Annotated in this window: 11 protein-coding genes; 5 read left to right on the top strand and 6 right to left on the bottom strand. The window is 70.4% G+C overall.

Annotation, left to right across the window (positions count from 1 at the left end; genetic code table 11):
* Positions 1 to 136 precede the first annotated feature (136 nt).
* Positions 137 to 2,248 carry a hybrid sensor histidine kinase/response regulator gene (locus HSX14_RS12505; protein ID WP_373874661.1) on the top strand — a complete coding sequence of 704 codons (2,112 nt, stop codon included), beginning with the start codon at positions 137 to 139 and terminating at the stop codon, positions 2,246 to 2,248.
* Between the two features lie 2 nt (positions 2,249 to 2,250).
* On the opposite strand, the gene HSX14_RS12500 is transcribed toward HSX14_RS12505, so the two are convergent.
* The 6 genes from HSX14_RS12500 to zapE form a co-directional block, all read right to left on the bottom strand.
* Positions 2,251 to 2,862, bottom strand: a complete 612-nt coding sequence (locus tag HSX14_RS12500; protein WP_173174526.1) for a LysE family translocator — start codon at positions 2,860 to 2,862, stop codon at positions 2,251 to 2,253.
* A 245-nt stretch (positions 2,863 to 3,107) separates the two neighbouring features.
* Positions 3,108 to 3,860, bottom strand: a complete 753-nt coding sequence (locus HSX14_RS12495; protein ID WP_173174528.1) for a substrate-binding periplasmic protein — start codon at positions 3,858 to 3,860, stop codon at positions 3,108 to 3,110.
* A gap of 28 nt (positions 3,861 to 3,888) precedes the next feature.
* Entirely contained in the window at positions 3,889 to 5,499 is a 1,611-nt protein-coding gene (locus HSX14_RS12490; RefSeq protein WP_173174530.1) for an ATP-binding protein, read from the bottom strand.
* Entirely contained in the window at positions 5,496 to 7,034 is a 1,539-nt protein-coding gene (locus tag HSX14_RS12485; protein WP_173174532.1) for a DUF3369 domain-containing protein, read from the bottom strand. The genes HSX14_RS12490 and HSX14_RS12485 overlap by 4 nt, the downstream gene beginning before the upstream one ends.
* Positions 7,035 to 7,975: 941 nt before the next feature.
* Positions 7,976 to 12,340 (bottom strand): DEAD/DEAH box helicase, encoded by a 4,365-nt coding sequence (locus HSX14_RS12480; protein WP_173174534.1) that lies wholly within the window; start codon positions 12,338 to 12,340, stop codon positions 7,976 to 7,978.
* 61 nt (positions 12,341 to 12,401) lie between these two features.
* Positions 12,402 to 13,520 carry a cell division protein ZapE gene (zapE, locus tag HSX14_RS12475; RefSeq protein ID WP_173174536.1) on the bottom strand — a complete coding sequence of 373 codons (1,119 nt, stop codon included), beginning with the start codon at positions 13,518 to 13,520 and terminating at the stop codon, positions 12,402 to 12,404.
* Between the two features lie 204 nt (positions 13,521 to 13,724).
* Between zapE and HSX14_RS12470 the strand changes: the two genes are divergently transcribed.
* The 4 genes from HSX14_RS12470 to HSX14_RS12455 all read left to right on the top strand — a co-directional run bounded on the left by HSX14_RS12470 (position 13,725) and on the right by HSX14_RS12455 (position 19,326).
* On the top strand, positions 13,725 to 14,348 hold the full coding sequence (locus tag HSX14_RS12470; protein WP_173174538.1) for a hypothetical protein: 624 nt from the start codon (positions 13,725 to 13,727) through the stop codon (positions 14,346 to 14,348).
* A gap of 769 nt (positions 14,349 to 15,117) precedes the next feature.
* Positions 15,118 to 16,230: a tetratricopeptide repeat protein gene (locus HSX14_RS12465; RefSeq protein ID WP_173179734.1), complete on the top strand. Its 1,113-nt coding sequence runs from the start codon at positions 15,118 to 15,120 to the stop codon at positions 16,228 to 16,230.
* Between the two features lie 201 nt (positions 16,231 to 16,431).
* Complete coding sequence (locus HSX14_RS12460) at positions 16,432 to 17,073, top strand: response regulator (protein ID WP_173179736.1); 642 nt, start codon at positions 16,432 to 16,434, stop codon at positions 17,071 to 17,073.
* Positions 17,074 to 17,082: 9 nt separating this feature from the next.
* Positions 17,083 to 19,326: an ATP-binding protein gene (locus tag HSX14_RS12455; protein WP_175384253.1), complete on the top strand. Its 2,244-nt coding sequence runs from the start codon at positions 17,083 to 17,085 to the stop codon at positions 19,324 to 19,326.
* Positions 19,327 to 19,359: the final 33 nt, after the last annotated feature.

Raw genomic sequence — 19,359 nt, 5'->3', positions numbered from 1 at the left:
GACGGCCACCCTGCCAGCATCGGCACGCCCGGGCAATCACCACGGCGAGGCGACGAACGAACATCCCGGCTGTGCGCCAGTGGGCGTTTTTATCGCCCGGCGCAGTGGCCAATCGGCCCGTCTTGACCGATATTGCATGCTCGCTCCGATGGATACTGACATGGACGCTTACTCCTTCCCCGCAGCCCCCGGCTTCATGAGCCGGCGGGTACGCGGTCACGATTGGGCACGGACGCCCCTGGGCCCCATCAGCGGCTGGTCGACCAGCCTGCGGGTGGCGGTCGAAATGATGCTCGCCTCGCACTTTCCCAGCTGTCTCTTCTGGGGCCCCGCACGCATCACCCTGTACAACGACGCCTTCAGGCCCATCCTCGGTGCCAAGCCCGAAGCCCTGGGTCGCCCCTTCGACGACGTCTGGCGGGAGGCCTGGCCCAGCATCGGCCCCATCGCCGACCGCGCCTTCGCCGGGGAAGCCACCTTCATCCAGGACTTCCCCCTGGAGATCGACCGCAACGGGCGCAGCGAGCGCTGCCACTTCACCTTCTGCTACAGCCCGGTGCGCGACGAGGCCGGCCAGGTGGTCGGCGTGCTCGACACGGTGATCGAGACCACCGCCGAGCGCCTCGCCCAGCAGCAGCTGCGCCAGCTCACCAACTCCCTGGAGCGCCAGGTGGCCGAGCGCACCCGCGACCGCAACCGCCTGTGGAACCTGTCACCGGACGTGATGCTGATCACCCGCCTGGACATGGTCATCACCGCCGCCAACCCGGCCCTGGAACCGGTGCTCGGCTGGACCGAGAAGGAGCTGGTGGGCACCAGCTCCCTCGACCTGGTGCACAGCGAGGACCTCAACCGTGCCTGGGGCGCCTCCCACAGCCTGATGCAGGGCGAATCCCTGCGCGACTTCGAGTGCCGCATGCGCCACAAGGACGGCAGCTACCGCTGGATCAACTGGTCCTCCAGCCCCGGCGAGGGCCATATCTGCGCCATCGGCCGCGACATCACCCAGGAACGCGAGCGCGCCGAGACCCTGCACCAGACCGAGGAACTGCTGCGCCAGAGCCAGAAGATGGAAGCCGTGGGCCAGCTCACCGGCGGCCTCGCCCATGACTTCAACAACCTGCTGGCGGGCATCAGCGGCAGCCTGGAGCTGCTCAAGCTGCGCATCAACCAGGGCCGCACCGCCGACCTGGACCGCTACATCTCCACCGCGCGCACCGCTGCCGAACGCGCCGCCACCCTCACCCACCGCCTGCTGGCCTTCTCCCGCCGCCAGGCCCTCGACCCCAAGCCCACCAGCGTCAACCGCCTGGTGGCCGGCATGCAGGAACTGATCAGCCGCACCATGGGCCCGATGATCGAAGTGGAGGTGCTCAGCGGCCCCGAACTGTGGACGGTACTGGTCGACCCCAACCAGCTGGAAAGCGCCCTGCTCAATGTCTGCATCAACGCCCGCGACGCCATGCCCGGCGGCGGCAAGCTGTGCATCGGCACCTGCAACCAGCGCCTGGACGGCGCCCGTGCCGACGAACACGGCCTGCCACCGGGCGAGTACATGACCCTGTACGTCACCGACACCGGCACCGGTATGGCGGACGACGTGATCGCCCGGGTCTTCGACCCCTTCTTCACCACCAAGCCCTCCGGCCAGGGCACCGGCCTCGGCCTGTCGATGGTCTACGGCTTCGCCAAGCAGTCCGGCGGCAGCGTGCAGATCGCCTCGCGGCTCGGCCAGGGCACCAGCCTGTCCATCCACCTGCCGCGCCACCACGGCGAGGAGCGCCTCGAACGCCCTGCCCAGCCGGAAGCCGCGCCCCGCGCCGAACGCCAGGCCACCGTGCTGGTGGTGGACGACGAAGCGCCGCTGCGCATGCTCATCGGCGAAGTGCTGCGCGACCTGGGCTACAAGGTGCTGGAGGCGTTGGACGGCGCGTCCGGACTGACGCTGCTCGAAGGCGAGCAGCGCATCGACCTGTTGCTGGCCGATGTCGGCCTGCCCGGCGGCATGAATGGCAAGGAGATGGCGCGGATCGCCCGGCGCCTGCGCCCGGACCTGCGCGTGCTGTTCATCACCGGCTACGCGCAGAACAGCCTGTTCGACAACGAGCAGCTGGAGCCGGGCATGGAAGTGCTGTCCAAGCCCTTCGCCATCGAGTCCCTCGCCTCACGGGTCAGGGGGCTGCTGCAGAAGCCGGTACTGCCCCGCCGCCACGGCCAGCCGGCCGACCCGTCCGCCCGGACCGGCTGAACTCAGCGGGTCAGCGGCAGGGCCAGGCCTGCAGCGCCGAACAGCGCGCCGCAGCAGCGGTTGAAGCCCTTGCCGCTGCGCGCGAGCCAGGGCCGCACGCGGTGGGCCAGGCGTGCCAGCAGGTACTCCACCAGCGCCTCGATCCCCACGAAGGTCAGGGTCATCACCAGAAACTGCAGCCACAGGGGCTTGCCCGGGTCGAGGAACTGCGAAAGGAAGGCGCCGAAGAACAGGATCACCTTGGGGTTCGAGACCGCCGACAGCATCCCCTGGCGGAACAGGCTGGCGCCGCTGCGGCGCCCGGCTTCACCGGCGGTCGAGACCTGCACCGGCGGCGAACGCCAGAGCTGGATGCCGAGCCAGATCAGGTACAGGCCGCCGGCGATCTTCAGCACCGTCAGCGCCTCGGCCGACGCCTTGAGCAGCGCGCCGATGCCGAACATCGACAGCGCCATGATCAGCACGAACCCCAACGCGCCCCCGGCGATGGTGAACAGCGTCCGACGGTGCCCGTGCAACGCCCCGTGGGACAGCGCCAGCAAGGCATTCGGCCCGGGCGTGAGCGAAAGCCCGAGAACGGCCAGCAGGTAGATCAGCCAGGTGTGCAGTGCCATGGAGTCGGCCATCGAAGCGGGAAGGAGCCGCCAGTCTAGCGAGCCCGCAGCCACCACGAAATCCCCCACCCGACGCCCACACGCCGTGGGAGCGATTTCATCGGCGATGCAATGTCGGGCCGCTCGCCACCTCGTGCCGGCGGCGGGTCTTTCGCGGCTGAAGCCGCTCCCACGAGGAACCGGCCGCGACGCGGTAGTGGGCTACCCCGTCACCCCCGCGAACGCGGGGGCCCACTGAACGGGTCCTACTGCCCGTAACGCTTGCGGAACTCCGCCGTCATGCTCGCGTAGCGTCCGTTCTTGTGCAGCGCCTGCAGGCCCTTCTCGAAAAGCCGGGCCATGCGCGCGCCGTCGGGATGGGCCTTGGAGAACGCCACCCAGAAGCCATCGGTCTGCAGCACCCCGGTGAGTTTCACCTTGCCGCGCAGGTGGGGGTCCTGCTCGATGCGCATGTAGCCGGGCATGGTGTTGAGCAGGATGTAGTCCAGGCGCCCGGCCACCAGCATCTGCAGCAGCTGGCTGTCGGAGTTGGCGCTGTGGCGGCGGATGGCCGGGTCCTCCATGAAGGAGGTCGGGTAGGTGTAGCCGTTGGTGATGCCCACCAGCTTGCCGGCCAGGTCCTTGGCGCCCATGCCGGTGTGCGGATCATCGGCACGGCCGAAGATCGCCAGGCCCTCCTCGAACAGGGGCGTCGGGTGCCAGATGTACTGCTCGCGATTGGCCTCGGTGATGGTCACGTCGAAGCAGCCCACCGCCCGCGTGCCCTGGGCGTAGAACAGGCAGCGGGAAAAGGGCACGGTGAGAAAATCCACCTCCACGCCCTGGGTGGCGAAGGCGGCGCGCACCAGGTCGACGGCAAAGCCCTCCGGCGAGGAGCCGTCCTGGCCGATGACCGAATAGGGTGCCCAGTCGTCCTCGGCGGCGAGGGTCACGCGTTCGGCGCAGGCGAGCCCCGGCAGCAGCCAGGCCAGCAGCACCACGACAGCCGTCGATTTCATCGGGTTCCCTCCGGATGACAGATACGTTTCAGGCCGGCTCGGCGGACTCCAGCCGGCGTGGCAACCAGAGCAGGAAATGCACCCCGGCACCTTCTTCGGAGTGGAATTCCAGGCGCCCCTGGAGCTTGCGGGTGACCAGGTTGTAGACGATGTTCAGCCCCAGCCCCGTGCCCCCCATGCCGCGGCGTGTGGTGAAGAAGGGCTCGAAGATCCGCTCGTGCAACGCCGCCGGCACACCGCAGCCATTGTCACGATAGTCCAGCTCCACGCCCTCCCCCTGGCTGCGTATGCGCAGCGTGATGCGTGCCTCGGGGGTGTCGGCGAAGGCATGGCGCACGCTGTTGATGATCAGGTTGGCCACCACCTGGGTCAGCACCCCCGGCAGGCTGCGCATGTGCAGGCCGCTCTCGCAGTCCAGCTCCACGGTCACCGGCACCTTGCGCGTCTCCGGGTGCAGGCTGGCGATCAGTGCATCCAGCGCCTGCTGCACCTCGAACTCGCACCGCGCCTCGGACACCTGGTCCACGGCCGTCTGCTTGAAGTCGCTGATCAGCTTGGCTGCCCGCGCGATGTTGCTGGCCAGCATGGCGTTGCTGTCCTGGGCCAGCTCCAGCAGCGCCTGGAAACTCTCGCTGGTCAGGGTCTGCGCCTGGAACTGCGTGCGCAGGTCCGCCAGCGCCTCGGACAGCACCGAGGAGGCGGTCACCGCGATGCCCAGGGGCGTGTTCACCTCGTGGGCCACCCCGGCCACCAGCCCGCCCAGGGCCGCCAGCTTCTCCGACTCGATCAGCTGCCGCTGCGCCGCCTGCAGCTGCTGCACGCTGCGCGACAGCTCGCGGGTGCGCTCGGCGACCGTGGATTCGAGCTGCTCGGAATGGAACTGCAAGCGCCCCTCGGCCTCGCGCACCTGGCGCAGGTTGTCGCCGAGGGCCTGCAGGTGCTGGTTGGTCGAGCGCACCAGCACGCCGATCTCGCTGTCGGCGTGGCCGGCGGGCTCCCGCAGGCGGGTGTCTTCCGGGGCGTCTATATCCACCCGGGCGATGGACAGGATCAGGCTGCGCAGCGGCCGGGTCACCCGCAGGTAGAACACCAGCAGCAGGATGGCGGAGATCGCCAGCGCATAGAACAGGCTGCTCAGCAGGGTCACCCAGGCGCGGTCGAGGAAGTCGTGCCCGTAGCGGTAGGTGTCCACCTCCACCTGCAACGTGCCCAGCTCCTCGCGCTGGCCGGCGCCGGGCAGGTCCGCCTGCAACGGCCAGGCGTAGTGGCGGGTGGCGCCGAACAGCAGGTCATTGAGGCGTCGCCCGCCCTGCTCGCGCAGCTCGCGGCTGTGCTCGGCGAAGACCCGCCCCTCGGGCAGGAGGATGCGCGCCGAGGCCAGCGCCGGCTGCTTGAGCATGCCGCTGAGCAGGTCGCCGGCGGTGCGCGGGTCGAGGCTGAACACCACGGCCGTGACCGGCTCGCGCACCAGGCTGAACAGCGCCTGCATGTCCTCCTCCGGCTGTTCGCGGGCGCGGTAGTAGTCGAGGCCGACCTGCACCACGCTGATCGCCAGCCCGAGCAGGCAGGCGCACAGGAGGTTGATGCGGACCAGGCTGGAGGACAGGCTGCGACCGATGCGCGCCGGCGCCGCATTCATGGGTGCGGCTCGTCCGGGTAGCGCTCGCGGATGGCCAGGAATTCGTCGTGATGGGCCACCAGCAGGTCGACCAGGTGCGGGTCGAAATGGGCGCCCCGCTCGGAACGGACCAGCTCCAGCACCTGCTCTGGCGTCCAGGGTTCCTTGTAGCTGCGCCTGGACCCCAGGGCATCGAACACATCCGCCAGGGCGACGATGCGCCCGCACAGGGGGATCGCATCGCCCGCCAGCCCGCCCGGGTAGCCGCGGCCGTCCCAGCGCTCGTGGTGGCTGCCGGCGATCTGCGCGCCGACGCGCATCAGCTCGCGGCGCGAGCGCTGGAGGATGGCCACGCCGTAGTCGACGTGCTTCTTCATCAGCGCCCACTCCTCATCGTCCAGCTTGCCGGGCTTGTGCAGGATGGCGTCGGGGATCGCCACCTTGCCGATGTCATGCAGGGGCGATGCGTGCTGGATGAGCTGCACCTCGCGCTCGGGCAGGCCGTGCAGGCGCGCCAGCAGTTCGCTGAACAGCGCCACCCGCTGCACATGGGCGCCGGTCTCCTTGCTGCGGGCCTCCACGGCGTTGGCCAGGGTGTAGACCAGCTCCTTGGAGGTGGCCTGCAGGTCCTCCATCAGGTGGATGTTCTCGAAGGTGATCGCCACGCTGCGCACGTAGATTTCCAGCAGCTGCCGGTCCAGCGTGCTGAGCGGCTCGATGTGGGTGACGTAGAGCAGGCTGGCGACGCCGCGATCGTTGCGCCGGAACAGCACGTAGGCGTCGTCGAAATGCTGCGAGGCACCCTGCGCCAGCACCTGGTCGAAGCGACGGGCCACCTCGGCCGGCAGGTTGTCGAGCGCCGCGTTCGCCTCGTAGTGGACGAACTCGCCGGTGGCCGCCAGGGTGCGGGTCTGCGGCTCGTGGTCGTCGGTGCGGATCAGGCAGTAGAGCGCGGAATCCCCCAGGCACAGCAGCGAGGTCAGTTGCTCCAGCACCGTGGAGGAGAACAGCTTCAGCGTGGCGGCGCTCTGCACCTGGGCGCAGGCCTCCAGCACATTGCTCAGGCCCTTGCGCTGGGCGTCGATCACCCCAAGGTCACGGTAGGCGCGGAGCATGGAATACAGCAGGGTGCGCAGCTTCTGGGTGGTGAGCTCGGTCTTCTCCTTGTAGTCGTCCACCTCGTACTCGCGGATCACCTGGTCTTCCGGCGCCTGCCCGGCCTGGCCGGTGCGCAGCACCAGGCGCGTCATGCGGTTGCCGCAGTCCTCGCGCAGGTAGCGCACCAGGTCCAGCCCGGCGTGCTCGGACTCCATCACCACGTCCACCAGGGCCAGGGCGATGTCGTCGCGCTGGCGGAAGAGTTCCTGCGCCTGCGCCGCCGAGTAGGCCGAAAGCAGCTCCAGCGGTCGCTGCTGGAACTCGAAGCCGCGCAACGCCAGGCGCGTCACGGCGTGGACCTCCGGGTCGTCGTCGACCACCAGCACGCACCAGGGCGGCACGGGCCGGCTGGCAGGAGACGGTGACGGGGGCGAAGCGGGGGTGGCGAAGAAATCCATTGCTCTCTTACTCCTCGAACGAGCCCAGAAGGAGCATAGCTGCCGCCGGAAAAGATCAGGCCCGGATCAAGCGGTAACTTCTGAAAAACCTCGATGAAAATTCCGAATAAGCCAAGACGAAACATTGGCGCCTGTCCGATAGCGAGAGCCCGTGGGAGCGAAATCATTCGCGATGGAGCACCCGACCCGCTCGCAGCCTGGTGCCGGCCTAAGTCTTTTCGCGGCTGAAGCCGCTCCCACAAGGGCCGCCTACCGGCGCCAACCTACGCGGCTCCCCTGAGACTCCCCCGTGGGAGCGAATTCATTCGCGATGGAGCACCGACCCGCTCGCAGCCTGGTGCCGGCCTCAGTCTTTTCGCGGCTGAAGCCGCTCCCACAGGGGCCGCCTGCCGGCGTCAACCTACGCAGCTCCCCTGAGACTCCCCGTGGGAGCGAAATCATTCGCGATGGAGCGCCCGACCCGCTCGCAGCCTGGTGCCGGCCTCGGTCTTTTCGCGGCTGAAGCCGCTCCCACAGGGGCGGCCTGCCGGCGCCAGCCTACGCAGGCCCGCTGAGACTCCCCGTGGGAGCGAATTCATTCGCGATGGAGCGCCCAACCCGCTCGCAGCCTTGTGCCAGCCTCGGTCTTTTCGCGGCTGAAGCCGCTCCCACAAGGGCCGCCTGCCGGCGCCAACCTACGCAGCTCCGCAGAGCCCCTCCGTGGGAGCGAATTCATTCGCGATGGAGCGCCCGACCCACTCGCAGCCTGGTGCCGGCCTCAGTCTTTTCGCGGCTGAAGCCGCACCCACAAGGGCTGCCTGCCGGCGCCAGCCTACGCGGCTCCCCTGAGACTCCCCGTGGGAGCGAACTCATTCGCGATGGAGCAGCGACCCGCTCGCAGCCTGGTGCCGGCTTCGGGTCTTTTCGCGGCTGAAGCCGCTCCCACAGGGAAAGAACAACGATCAGGGCCGCATCGTCATCCGCCGGGCGCCATGGCCCTGCAGGGCGCTGGCGGTCGGCTGGCGGATCAGCGCGGCCTGCCACTGGCTGGCGGTGAAGCCGTCGGCCTCCTGCAGCAGGGCGAACTTGCCGGCCACCAGGGTCGCCACCGGCACGCCATCGCGCAGCAGCAGGCGGTTGCCGGCAACGGCGGGCACCTTGGCGCCGGGCAGCAAGGTGCCCTGCAGGTTCAGCGGGTCGCAGGCGGAGAGGCTGACCAGCTCCCCCGACAGCGGCCGTTTGCGCACCTCGCGCAGCAGGCCGACGGCTTCGGGCAGGGCGAACTGCTCGCCCGCCACGCCAGCGACGAAGCGCCCGCCACGAATCTCCCCGCGCGCTTCCAGGCGGTGATAGACGCGCAGCAGCTCGCGCCAGCTCGGCAGCCAGTCCGCCTCGCGTTCCAGCAGGCGCCAGCAGACCACGCCATAGCGGCGCAGCAGGGTCCGGGCGACATGTTCCAGGGCGTCGGCCGGCACCTGGCCGGGACGGCCCTCCTCACCGCGCCCACGCAGCAGCGACCAGCGCCCGGCGTCCTGCATGCTGGCCAGCGCCAGGCGCGCGCGGCGGTCGGTGCGGCTGCGCCGGGCGGCGGGCATCAGCAACGAGCGCAGGCCGGCGAAGCTGTCGGCACTGGCCAGGCCCAGGGCCACCAGTTCGCCGAGGCAATCCTCCAGTTCGCTGCGCAGCAGGCGGGTCTCCTCCAGCAACTCGTCGAAGAACAGGGCGCCCTGCCCTGCCAATACCTCGCGCACCCGCTCGGCTCGGGGCGAGGGCTCGGCGACCACCGCCGTGCCCACGCAGGCACGCCAGAGCCCCTGGCTCTTGCGCGGCAGCAGCAGGATCGGCGTGCTGCGCAACGGGCCGCCGGCGGCCCGTGCCGGGGCGGCGAGACGACTCCAGGCGATGCGCCCGGAACGGCACAGGTCGTCCAGCCAGTTGATGCCGTAGTCGGCGACGCGGGCCGGCAGCAACTCGCCTTCCCAGGCACCGGCAGCGGCCTGGAAGCCTTCCAGAAGGCCGAGCACGCCGGCCAGTGCCTCGGCACCGCGCATGCGGGTGGCACTGGAGAGGTGCTGCCAGTCGCAGAGGAAGCGCATGAAGTCCGCCCGCTCCACCGGCTCGATCTCCCGCCGCAGGCGCTTGACGGTGTAGCGATGGATGCGCGCCAGCAGGTGCCGTTCGCACCACTCCTCCTCCCGCGCACCGGGGCTGAAGCGGCCCCGCAGCACGTGCCCTTCACGCTCCAGCGCGGCCAGGGCGAAGGCGATGTCGCCCGGCGCCTGGCGCAGGTCGGCGGCGATGCGCGCCAGGGTCAGCGGGCCGAAGCCGCCCAGGCGCGAGCGCACCAGTTCCAGCAAGGCGGCCTCCGCTTCCCAGCAGGTGTCGAACCCGGCCGGCGCGGTGATCGCCGGCTCAAGCGAGCCCAGCGGGTGCAGGGCCAGCAACGGCGGCAGGCGCTCGGCGGCCAGCCAGAATGCGGGACGGTCCTCCAGGTGCAGGCAGGCGGCACGACGCGCCCGGCCCAGTTGCGTCAACCAGCCCGCCCAACCGCTGTTGGCCTCCACCTCCGCCGGGGTGACGCAGCCCAGCGCCAGCAGCGCCTCGTGCATCTCGTCGGCATCGCGCACCTGGGGCCAGGCCTCCTCGGCGACGGCGGCGATGGCCTCGGCGTCCAGGGCACCGAGGTCGTCGCTGGACTCGGGGTCGGTCCAGCGGCGGTTCTGCACGGCCTGGGTGCGGCGTTCCTCCAGCGGTGCGTCGTCGAGGAAGGCATAGGGCCGCGCACCGAGGATCTCCGCCGCCAGCGCCGAGGGCGCCGGCAGGTCGCGGGCCACCCGTTCCACGGCACCGCTCTCCATGCGCCGCAGCAGGTCGAGCCAGGCCTCGGCGTCCATGGCCTCGTGCAGGCAGTCGTCGAGGGTCTGTGCCACCAGCGGGTGGTCCGGCACCTCGCGCTCGCCCACCAGGTTCTCCTGGCAGGCCACCTGGTCGGGGAAGACGCTGGCCAGCAGGTCCTCGCTGCGCATGCGCTGCAGCTGCGGCGCCACCTTGCGCCCGCCCGAGGCACGCGGCAGGGCCAGGGCGCTGGTGGCGTTCCAGCGCCAGCGCACGCCGAACAGCGGCGCGTCCAGCAGCGCCTGGATCAGCACCTGCTCGGCGCTGCTGGAATGCAGGTAGCGCCACACTTCGTCCAGCGGGAAGCTGTGGCTGGTGGACAGCGACAGCACCAGGGCGTCCTCGGTGGCGGCGGCCTGCAGTTCGAAATTGAAGTTGCGGCAGAAGCGTTTGCGCAGCGCCAGGCCCCAGGCGCGGTTGACCCGGCTGCCCAGGGGCGAGTGGATGATCAGTTGCATGCCGCCGGACTCGTCGAAGAAACGCTCCATCACCAGGCAGTCGCGGGTCGGCAGGTGCCCCAGGGCGGCCCGGGCGCGGGCCAGGTACTCGACCATCTGGCGGGCGGCGGCCTCGCCCAGGCCCAACTCGCCCGTCAGCCAGTCGATGGCCGGCTGCAGATCGCCGTCGGCGGCGGCCAGCAGGCGCTCGATCTCCCCGCGCAGGCGCGAGACCCCGGCGGACAGCTCGTCGCTGCGGCCCGGCGCCTCGCCGAGCCAGAAGGGAATGCTCGGCGGCTGGCCACGGGCGTCTTCCACCCGCACCCGCCCCGGCTCCACGCGTACGATGCGGTACGACTGGTTGCCCAGCTGGAACACGTCGCCGGCGATGCTCTCCACGGCGAAGTCCTCGTGCACCGTGCCCACCTGCATGCCCTGGGGTTCGAGCAGCACGTTGTAGTCACCGGCATCGGGAATGGTGCCGCCGGAGGTCAGCGCCACCAGCCGCGCCGAACGCCGGCCGCGCAGGCGGCGGTTGACCGCATCGCGGTGCAGGTAGGCGCCGCGCACGCCGTTGCGGCCGTTGTAGCCCTCGCCGAGCATGCGCAGCACGGCGTCGTAGCTCGCCCGGGGCAGTTCGGCATAGGGCGCGGCACGGGTCATCAGGGCGAACAGCTCGTCCTCGCCCCACTCCTGGTTGGCCACCTCGGCGACGATCTGCTGGGCCAGCACGTCCAGCGGCTGGCGCGGGATCACCAGGCTGTCCAGCTCGCCCCGGCGCACGCAGTCGAGCAGCGCCGCGCATTCGACCAGGTCGTCCCGCGACTGGGGGAACAGCCGCCCCTTAGGCGTGCCGCCGACGCTGTGCCCGGAGCGCCCCACGCGTTGCAGGAAGGCAGCGATGCTGCGCGGCGAACCCAGCTGGCAGACCAGCTCGACATCGCCGATGTCGATGCCCAGCTCCAGGGAGGCGGTGGCCACCAGCACCCGCAGCTCGCCACGCTTCAGGCGCTGCTCGGCATCCAGGCGCAGCTCGCGGGCCAGGCTGCCGTGGTGGGCGGCGACGGCGGCCTCGCCCAGGCGCTCGGAAAGGTGCCGCGCGGCACGCTCGGCCAGGCGCCGGGTGTTGACGAAGACCAGCGTGGTGCGGTGCTCGGCCACCAGTCGGGCAAGGCGGTCGTAGACGGTCTCCCAGGCATCGTTGCTCATCACCGCCTCCAGCGGCAGCGGCGGCACCTCGATGGCCAGGTCGCGCTCGCGGCTGTAGCCGACGTCGACGATCAGGCAGTCGCGGGGCTCGCCCGCTCGAGGCGTGCCGCCGAGGAAGCGCGCCACCGCCTCGATGGGCTTCTGCGTGGCAGACAGGCCGATGCGCTGCAACGGCCGCCCGCACAGGCTTTCCAGGCGCTCCATGCTCAGCGCCAGGTGGCTGCCGCGCTTGCTGCCGGCGATGGCATGGATCTCGTCGACGATCAGGCTGCGGCAGCTGCCGAGCATGGCGCGGCCGGACTCGGAGCCGAGCAGCACGTAGAGGGATTCCGGCGTGGTCACCAGGATGTGCGGCGCGCGCTTGCGCATGGCGTCGCGCTCGGCCTGGGGCGTATCGCCGGTGCGCACCGCGGTGCGGATGGCCACCTCGCCCAGGCCCTGGCGCTGCAGCTCGGCGCGGATGCCGGCCAGGGGCTCGTCGAGGTTGATGCGGATGTCGTTGGACAGCGCCTTGAGCGGCGACACGTAGACCACGAAGCAGGCATCCGGCAGCCCGCCCTCGGCGAGGCCCTGCTCCACCAGCTCGTCGATGGCGGCGAGGAAGGCGGTGAGCGTCTTGCCGGAGCCGGTGGGCGCGGCCACCAGGGTCGAGCGACCGGCGCGGATGGCCGGCCAGGCCTCGGCCTGGGCCGGGGTGGGTGCGGCGAAGCGCCCGGTGAACCAGGCGCGCACGGCCGGCTGGAAATCGGCCAGGGCGATGTCGGCAGTGGGGGAAGTCGGCTTCATGCCGGCCAATATGCGGCCGCGCCGGCGCCCCCTCAAGGACCGCCCATCGTGCGCGCCGGGCTCAGGCGCGGCCGAAACGCGCCAGTTGCATCTCGCGCAGGCGGCTCAGGGTGCGGCGGAAGGGGAATTCCAGCCAACCCTCGGTGTAGAGCTGCTCCAGCGGCACCTCGGCCTCGATGTAGAGGGGCACGCGGCGGTCGTAGCACTCATCCACCAGGGCGATGAAGCGACGCACGCCATCGTCCAGCGGCGAGAGCTGCGGCAGCTGGCGATCACCGGCGGCCACGCGCTCGGCGCCGTCCTCGGTGCCCCGGGCGATGCGCCCTTCGCGGCGCGCGGCCCCCAGGCGCGGCACGGCGCCGAGGAGGATGGCGCCGAAGCGGTCGCACAGAGCGATGAAGTCCAGGGCGGCCAGCGGCGCCTCGCAGAGCGCGGCATAGTCGCACCAGAGCGCCACCGGGCCCTGGCGGTGCACGGCGATGTCGCGATGACCCAAATGCAACGGGCGATCGTGGCTCGCGGCGCCGTCGTCCAGCTCGGCGAACACCGCCGCCAGCACGCTCGGGCGGCCCGGCTCGATCACCCAGTAGCGCGGCTGCGCGGCGCCGGGGTGCAGGCGGTGGTCCTGCCCGCCATCGACCGCCACCACCTGCATGTGCCGTGCGATCGCCTCGATCGCGGGGATGAAGCGCTGGCGGTTGAAACCGTCCGCATACAGCTGCGTCGGCGGCTGGTTGGAGGTGGCGACCAGCACCACGCCCTCCTCGAACATCACCTGCAGCAGGCCGCCGAGGAGGATCGCGTCGCCGATGTCGCTGACGAACAGCTCGTCGAAGCACAGCACCCGCACCTCCAGCGCCAACTCGCGGGCCAGGGCGCGCAGCGGGTCGGCGGTGCCGGTCAGGGCGAACAGGCGGCGGTGCACCCAGCGCATGAAGTGATGGAAGTGCAGACGCCGTGCGGGCACCCGCAGTCCCTGGTAGAAGCGGTCCAGCAGCCAGGTCTTGCCGCGCCCGACCGGGCCCCAGAGGTAGACGCCGCTGATGGCGCCGGCCCCCTCGTGCAGGGCCTGCTGGCACTGCTCCAGCAAGGTGGCGGCGTGCAGCTGCGCGGCATCCGGCGCGAACCCCAGGTCATCCACCGCGTGCCGGTAGGCCGCCAGTGGCGATAAACCGTCCATACCCCTCCCGCTCCGTTTGCGAACCGGCCGGCAGTCTACAAGGTTGCGGCAAGCCGGCGGCAAGACGACGGGCACGAGCGGCAACCGCTTGCCGCCCGGCACCCGCCCGCCCGGCAGCGCAAGGCCCTGGCACGGGCGTTCCGGTCGCTGGCACAGGCCTTGCTCAGCCAGCGGGCACAAGGACTTCCTAGGGATGGATTCAGCATGAGCCTCTTCAGCACCGGCCTCGGTGGCCTCGACCGCTCCAAGCTGCAGGACATGACGCACACGCTCAAGCTCGTGCGTTACGGCGACGGCCGACCGGTCCCTTCGCAGACCACGCAGCCGACCGCCACCCCACAGCCGAACCAGGCCAAGGCCGCGCCCAGGGTCGACCAGGCCGTCGCGCAACGCGACGCCGCCTACGACGAAGCCTTCGCCCGCCTGCGCGTGAACCTGCAATGCGGCACCGCCGCAGCGGCCGGCAACGAGACCACCGATGACGTCTACGCCGATGCCGGCGCAGCCGCCGCCAGCGTCGACAAGCCCGCCCGCAGCGCCGCCGCCCAGGAATTCCACGACTACATGGACAAGTCCGCCGGCGAGAAGATGCGCGACAAGATCCTCAAGGAGATGGGCCTGACCGAGGAAGACATCGACGCCATGCCGCCCGAGAAGCAGGAGCAGATCGAGAAGCAGATCGCCCAGCGCATGACCGAGCTGGCCGCCATCCAGCAGGAAGAGGAACTGCGCAAGCGTGGCCTCGACCTGGTCTCCATCGACACCGAAGACCCGCGCCTGCGGGCGATGCTCAACCCCTCGACCCGCGCGGGGATGCTCGGCGCCTGACGCCGCGTTCCCCCGTCATCGCGGCGGCCCCGTAGGGGCGGATTCATCGGCGCTGTCTGCGTTAGCTGTTGCGGATTCAACGAAAGGCTCAAGAACGGTGCTTTCAGGGCCTTTCTGGATTCCTGGCACGCCCACCGCATGGGTTTCGCTTCGCTCTACGCCATCCTACGAAAGCCGCCACCCACGACGCGCGCCAAGTGGTAATGCGCACATCAATGCAGAAAGCTGAGCATCAATGTTGAAGCAGCCGCCAGACGCCCCTTCAGGAGGCCGAGCGTAATCATCGTTTCAGGGGTTGAGCGACATGGATGTCGCGAGAGGCGTACCGGGCCATGGATGGCCCGTTACGCCGGGCCCCTGAAACGATGATGGAGTGAGGGAAGTCTGGCGAAGCCAGACCCGTATGCAGGGGCAAGTTTTTTGGTTCCTTTTCACCGGGCTGGCGTTCCAGCGATTGGAAAAGGGACTCGCCCGGGGGGGCGAAACCAGAAACATCAGCAAAGCTCGGTAATCAGCTTCGCCAAACCTTCTAGCAACACATAACGCACACAGCCAATTCATTCGGGGTGGAGCATCCGGCCACACCGCCGCTGCCCGCTGCGGGCCTTTCCCGGCTGAAGCCGCTCCTACGGAGGGGGCGCCCGCTTCGCCAGCCTGACGTACGGCACCGTCAATTCCCGCCTGCGGCTTGGATCGGGCGCCGCACTCTGGAATGCTATGCAGCCTCCGACCCGTCTCCCGCAATGGTTTCAAGGCTCCCTACGTTCCCATGAAGATGCGTTTCGCCCTCCTCCTGCTCGCCGCCGCGCTCTGTGCCGGCTGCAGCTCCGGCTTCCAGCCACTCAAGGCCAAGCCCGTCGTCGCCACGCGCAACCGCCCGCTGCCGCCGGAGAACCCGGTCTACGGCGTGCCCAGCTATGAAGCGCCGATGGTGTGGGTCGCCGAAGACCCGGACGACGTGAAAGGCAGCACGCGCAACGTCGAGCCGCGCCCGGAGCCGGCCCGGGAAATCCTCGCCCAGGCCATGGTCGCCGAAGAGATCGGCGACACCGAAACCCTGCTGGCCCGCCTCCACGAGGCCGCCGATGCCGGCAACGCCCGAGCCCACTACGAGCTGGCCCGCCACTACCTGACCGGTGAAGGCGTACCCGCCGACCAGGCCGCTGCGCTGGACCACCTGAGCCAGGCCGACGCCCTGGGCAGCGCCGAGGCCAGCCGCGTGCTGGCCTGGAACTACCTGCGCGGCACCGGGGTGCAGCAGGACGTGGAGTACGGCACCCGCCTGATGGAGAAGGCCGCACGCACCAGCGACCGTGCCCTGCGTGAAATCAGCCTGCTCTACCTCAACACCTGCGAGCCCTACCTGAACGACCCGCAGCGCGGCCTGGCCCTGCTCAAGGTAGCCAGCGACGCCGGCGACAGCGTCTCCGCCCCGCTCTACCAGCTCGCCCTGCGCCAGCAGCAGGGCCAGCCGATCGAAACCTCGGTGGCCCAGGCCCACGAACCGCTGCCGTGCCTGGCGCCGAGCATCGCCGCACCGGCCGAGCGCGACGCCACTGCCATCGCCCTGAACGCCGAGCCCGCCGAGAACGAGGCCGCCGCCGAAGCCACCAAGCTCGCCGCCCTCTCCGGCGACCTCGACGCCATGGTGCTCTACGCCGAGAAACTGCTCAGCGGCGAGTACCCCTCCACCCAGCCGGAGCTGGAGTCGTACACCTGGTTCGCCGTCGCCGCCAACCGTGGCAGCGGCCCCGCCGCCGAGCGCATCGCCAGCCTCGCGCCCATCCTGCAGAACGCCGAGCAGCAGCAACCGGGCCTGGTGGGTTCGATGATCGCGGCACTGGACAGCGCCATCCAGCCGCCCCGCCAGCAGGTCCAGTAGCGGCTTGCCTACAGCCATGGGTGTCATCCCTTTCCCGACACCCCTGGCTTTTCCGTAAGACTTCAGGAACTCAGTGGGAAGCGCCCGACGACAAATGTCGGATTGATCCGATTCCTACCGAACTGCACGCGGGTCGCGATACCCGCGTTCCCGCCATCCCTACCATGTGCGCCGTACCGATTCCGCGAGCCCTGGTAGCAGATGCACAGACGAACCCTGATAGTCGACGACCACCCCATCACCCTGATCGGCCTGCGCGCCGTGCTGAGCCGTGAGAGCTCGCTGCAGATCGTCGGCGAGGCCCACAGCGCCGACGGCCTGCTCGAACAGCTCGCCGCCCGCCCCTGCGAGCTGCTGGTCACCGACCTGATGATGCCGGACAGCCGCCAGGCGGACGGCCTGCGGCTGATCGAGCAACTGCGTCGTCGCTACCCGCAACTGGCGATCATCGTCGTCACCATGCTCGACAACCCGGCCCTCGCCGCCTCGCTGCTCAAGCTCGGCATCCAGGGCCTGGTGAGCAAGCGCGGGTTGCTGGCCGACCTGCCTCGCGCCCTTGGCGCCAGCACCAGGCGCCCGTTCGTTTCCGGCTCCCTGCAGCGCCTGATGCAGCTCGGCGAAGCCGCCCACGGCAAGCCCCTGGCGCAGATCGACGAACTCTCCCCGCGCGAGGTGGAGGTGCTGCGCCTGTACGGCAGCGGCCTGGGCATCAACGAGATCGCCCAGCGCCTCTGCCGCAGCAAGCAGACCATCAGCGCGCAGAAGACCAGCGCCATGCGCAAGCTCGGCCTCGACACCAACGCCGCGCTGTACCTCTACATCCAGGAAAACGGCCTGGCCTGAGGACTGCCCATGACCTTCTCCCTGCGCCTCCTCCTGCTGCTGGCCCTGCTCGCCGGCGGCGGTGTCCACGCCCGCGCCGAAGCGGCCTTGCACTGCCCGCTGCGCCTCGCCGACCTCCTCCCCTGCGAGAGCGGCCCAGGGGGGCGCATCGGCAACTGCCTGGGCCTGGCCGACACCGCCTCCCCGGGGCCCGACTACGGCCTCACCCTGCTCGACGACGGCCTGAGCCTGCTGGAGACGCTGGAGCGTTCGGACATCGACTGGCGCGACCTGCCGCAGACCTTCTGGCACCTGCTGGTGCTGGTGGCGGTGGTGGTGATCCTCTCGCTTTTGTGGAACTGGCGCCTGCAACGCCAGATCCACCAGCGCCGCGCCGCGCAAGGCCAGCTGAGCGACCAGCTGGCCTTCCAGTTCTCGCTGCTCAACGGCCAGCCGACGCCCCTCTACGTGCGTGACCTCCAGGGCCGCCTGAGCAGTTGCAACCGGGCCTACGAGCAATTCTTCGCCAGCTCCCTCGACGAGATGCGCGGCACCACGCCACGCCAGCAGGGCATGTGCCTGGCGCTGGCCGACGCCCTCGAGAGCCGCCTGCAGGAGGTGCTGGAAAGCCGCCAGTCGCGCTTCTTCGACAGCTGCACCGAGGAAAACGGCCGCCCGCGCCACCTCTACCAGTGGCAGGTGCCCTTCTACAGCGCCCGCGGCAAGCTGCTGGGCGTACTCGGCGGCTGGATCGACATCAGCGACCGCAAGGAACTGGAAACCCGCCTGCGCGACGCCCAGCGCCAGGCCCTGGACGCCAGCGCGGCCAAGAGCCGTTTCCTCGCCACCATGAGCCACGAGCTGCGCACGCCGCTCAACGCCCTGGTCGGCCTGCTGGAGCTGGAGAGCCGCGCCCGGCCGGGTTCGGAAAACCTGCGCATCGCCCGGCAGTCCGCCGACGCCATGATCGACCTGGTGGGCGACATCCTCGACCTCGACCGCATCGAAAGCGGCCGCATGCAGCTGGCGCCCCGCCCCGTGGACCTGGCCGCGCTGCTGCGCGAGAGCCTGGAGCTGTTCGCCGCCCGTGCCCGCGAAAAGGGCCTGGCGCTGCAACTGGACTGCGCCTTGCCGGCGCACCGGCTGTACCGCGTCGACCCCCTGCGCCTGCGCCAGGTGCTGCACAACCTGCTGGCCAACGCCGTCAAGTTCAGCGGCCACGGCACCGTCAGCCTGGCCGGCCGCCTGCGCGACACGGGGCCGACCAGCAGCCTGCTCACCCTGAGCGTGAACGACGACGGCATCGGCATCCCCCGCGGCGTGCAGGCACGGGTCTTCGAGCCCTACCACCAGGCCGACGCCGAGGTCGCGCAACTGCACGGCGGCTCCGGGCTCGGCCTGCACATCTGCCGCGAGCTGGTGCACCTGATGGGCGGGCGCATCAGCCTGGAAAGCGAGCCCGGCCGGGGCTGCAGCGTCACCCTGGAGATGACCCTCGACTGGCGCCCGGCGCCCTCCGCCGCGTACCGCAACGCGCCCGCCTCGGCCCGCACCGACACCCAGCCCCTGCGAGTGCTGGTGGTCGACGACCTGTCCATCAACGCGCTGGTGCTGGAGCAGCAGCTGGCCAGCCTCGGCCACCGCGCCCGCGTGCTCACCGATGGCGCCTGCGCGCTCGCCGCCTGGGCCGAGGACGAATTCGACCTGCTGATCACCGACTGCAACATGCCGGGCATGGACGGCTACGCGCTGGCCCGCGCAGTCCGACGCCTGGAGGGCGAGAGCGGGCGGGCGCGCCGGCGCATCATCGGCTACAGCGCCAGCGCCCTGGCCGACGAAGCGGAGCGCTGCCGCGAGGCGGGCATGGACGAGCTGCTGGTCAAGCCCGTGACCCTGGAGCGCCTGGCCGCCGCCCTCGCCAGGCGCAGCCCCGTCGCGCCGCCGGTGCCGGCCATGGCCTTCGACCTCGGCCACCTGGAGCGCCTCGACCCAAGCCTGGTCGGACGCCTGCTGGCGGAACTGGAACGCAACCTGGAAGACGAGCTGCAGCGCCTCGCCACGCCGCTGGCCAGCAACCGGCCGGACCTCATCGCCCAGTGCGCCCACCGCCTCTCGGGCCTCGCCTGCACCATCGACGCCCCGGGCCTGATGCGCGCCTGCGACGCCCTGCGCCAGGCCGGCATCGACGCACCCCGGCTGGAGCGCTGCCAGGCGGTGCTGGTGGCCGAGCTGCAACGCATCCTCCACGAGGCCCGCAGCCGCCGTCCGACCTGAACCCCGTCGACTGCGTCGTGCTCCTGACGCGCC

The organism is Pseudomonas tohonis, assembly GCF_012767755.2.
GTDB lineage: Bacteria > Pseudomonadota > Gammaproteobacteria > Pseudomonadales > Pseudomonadaceae > Metapseudomonas > Metapseudomonas tohonis.
This window is presented reverse-complemented; position numbering and strand designations above follow the sequence as displayed.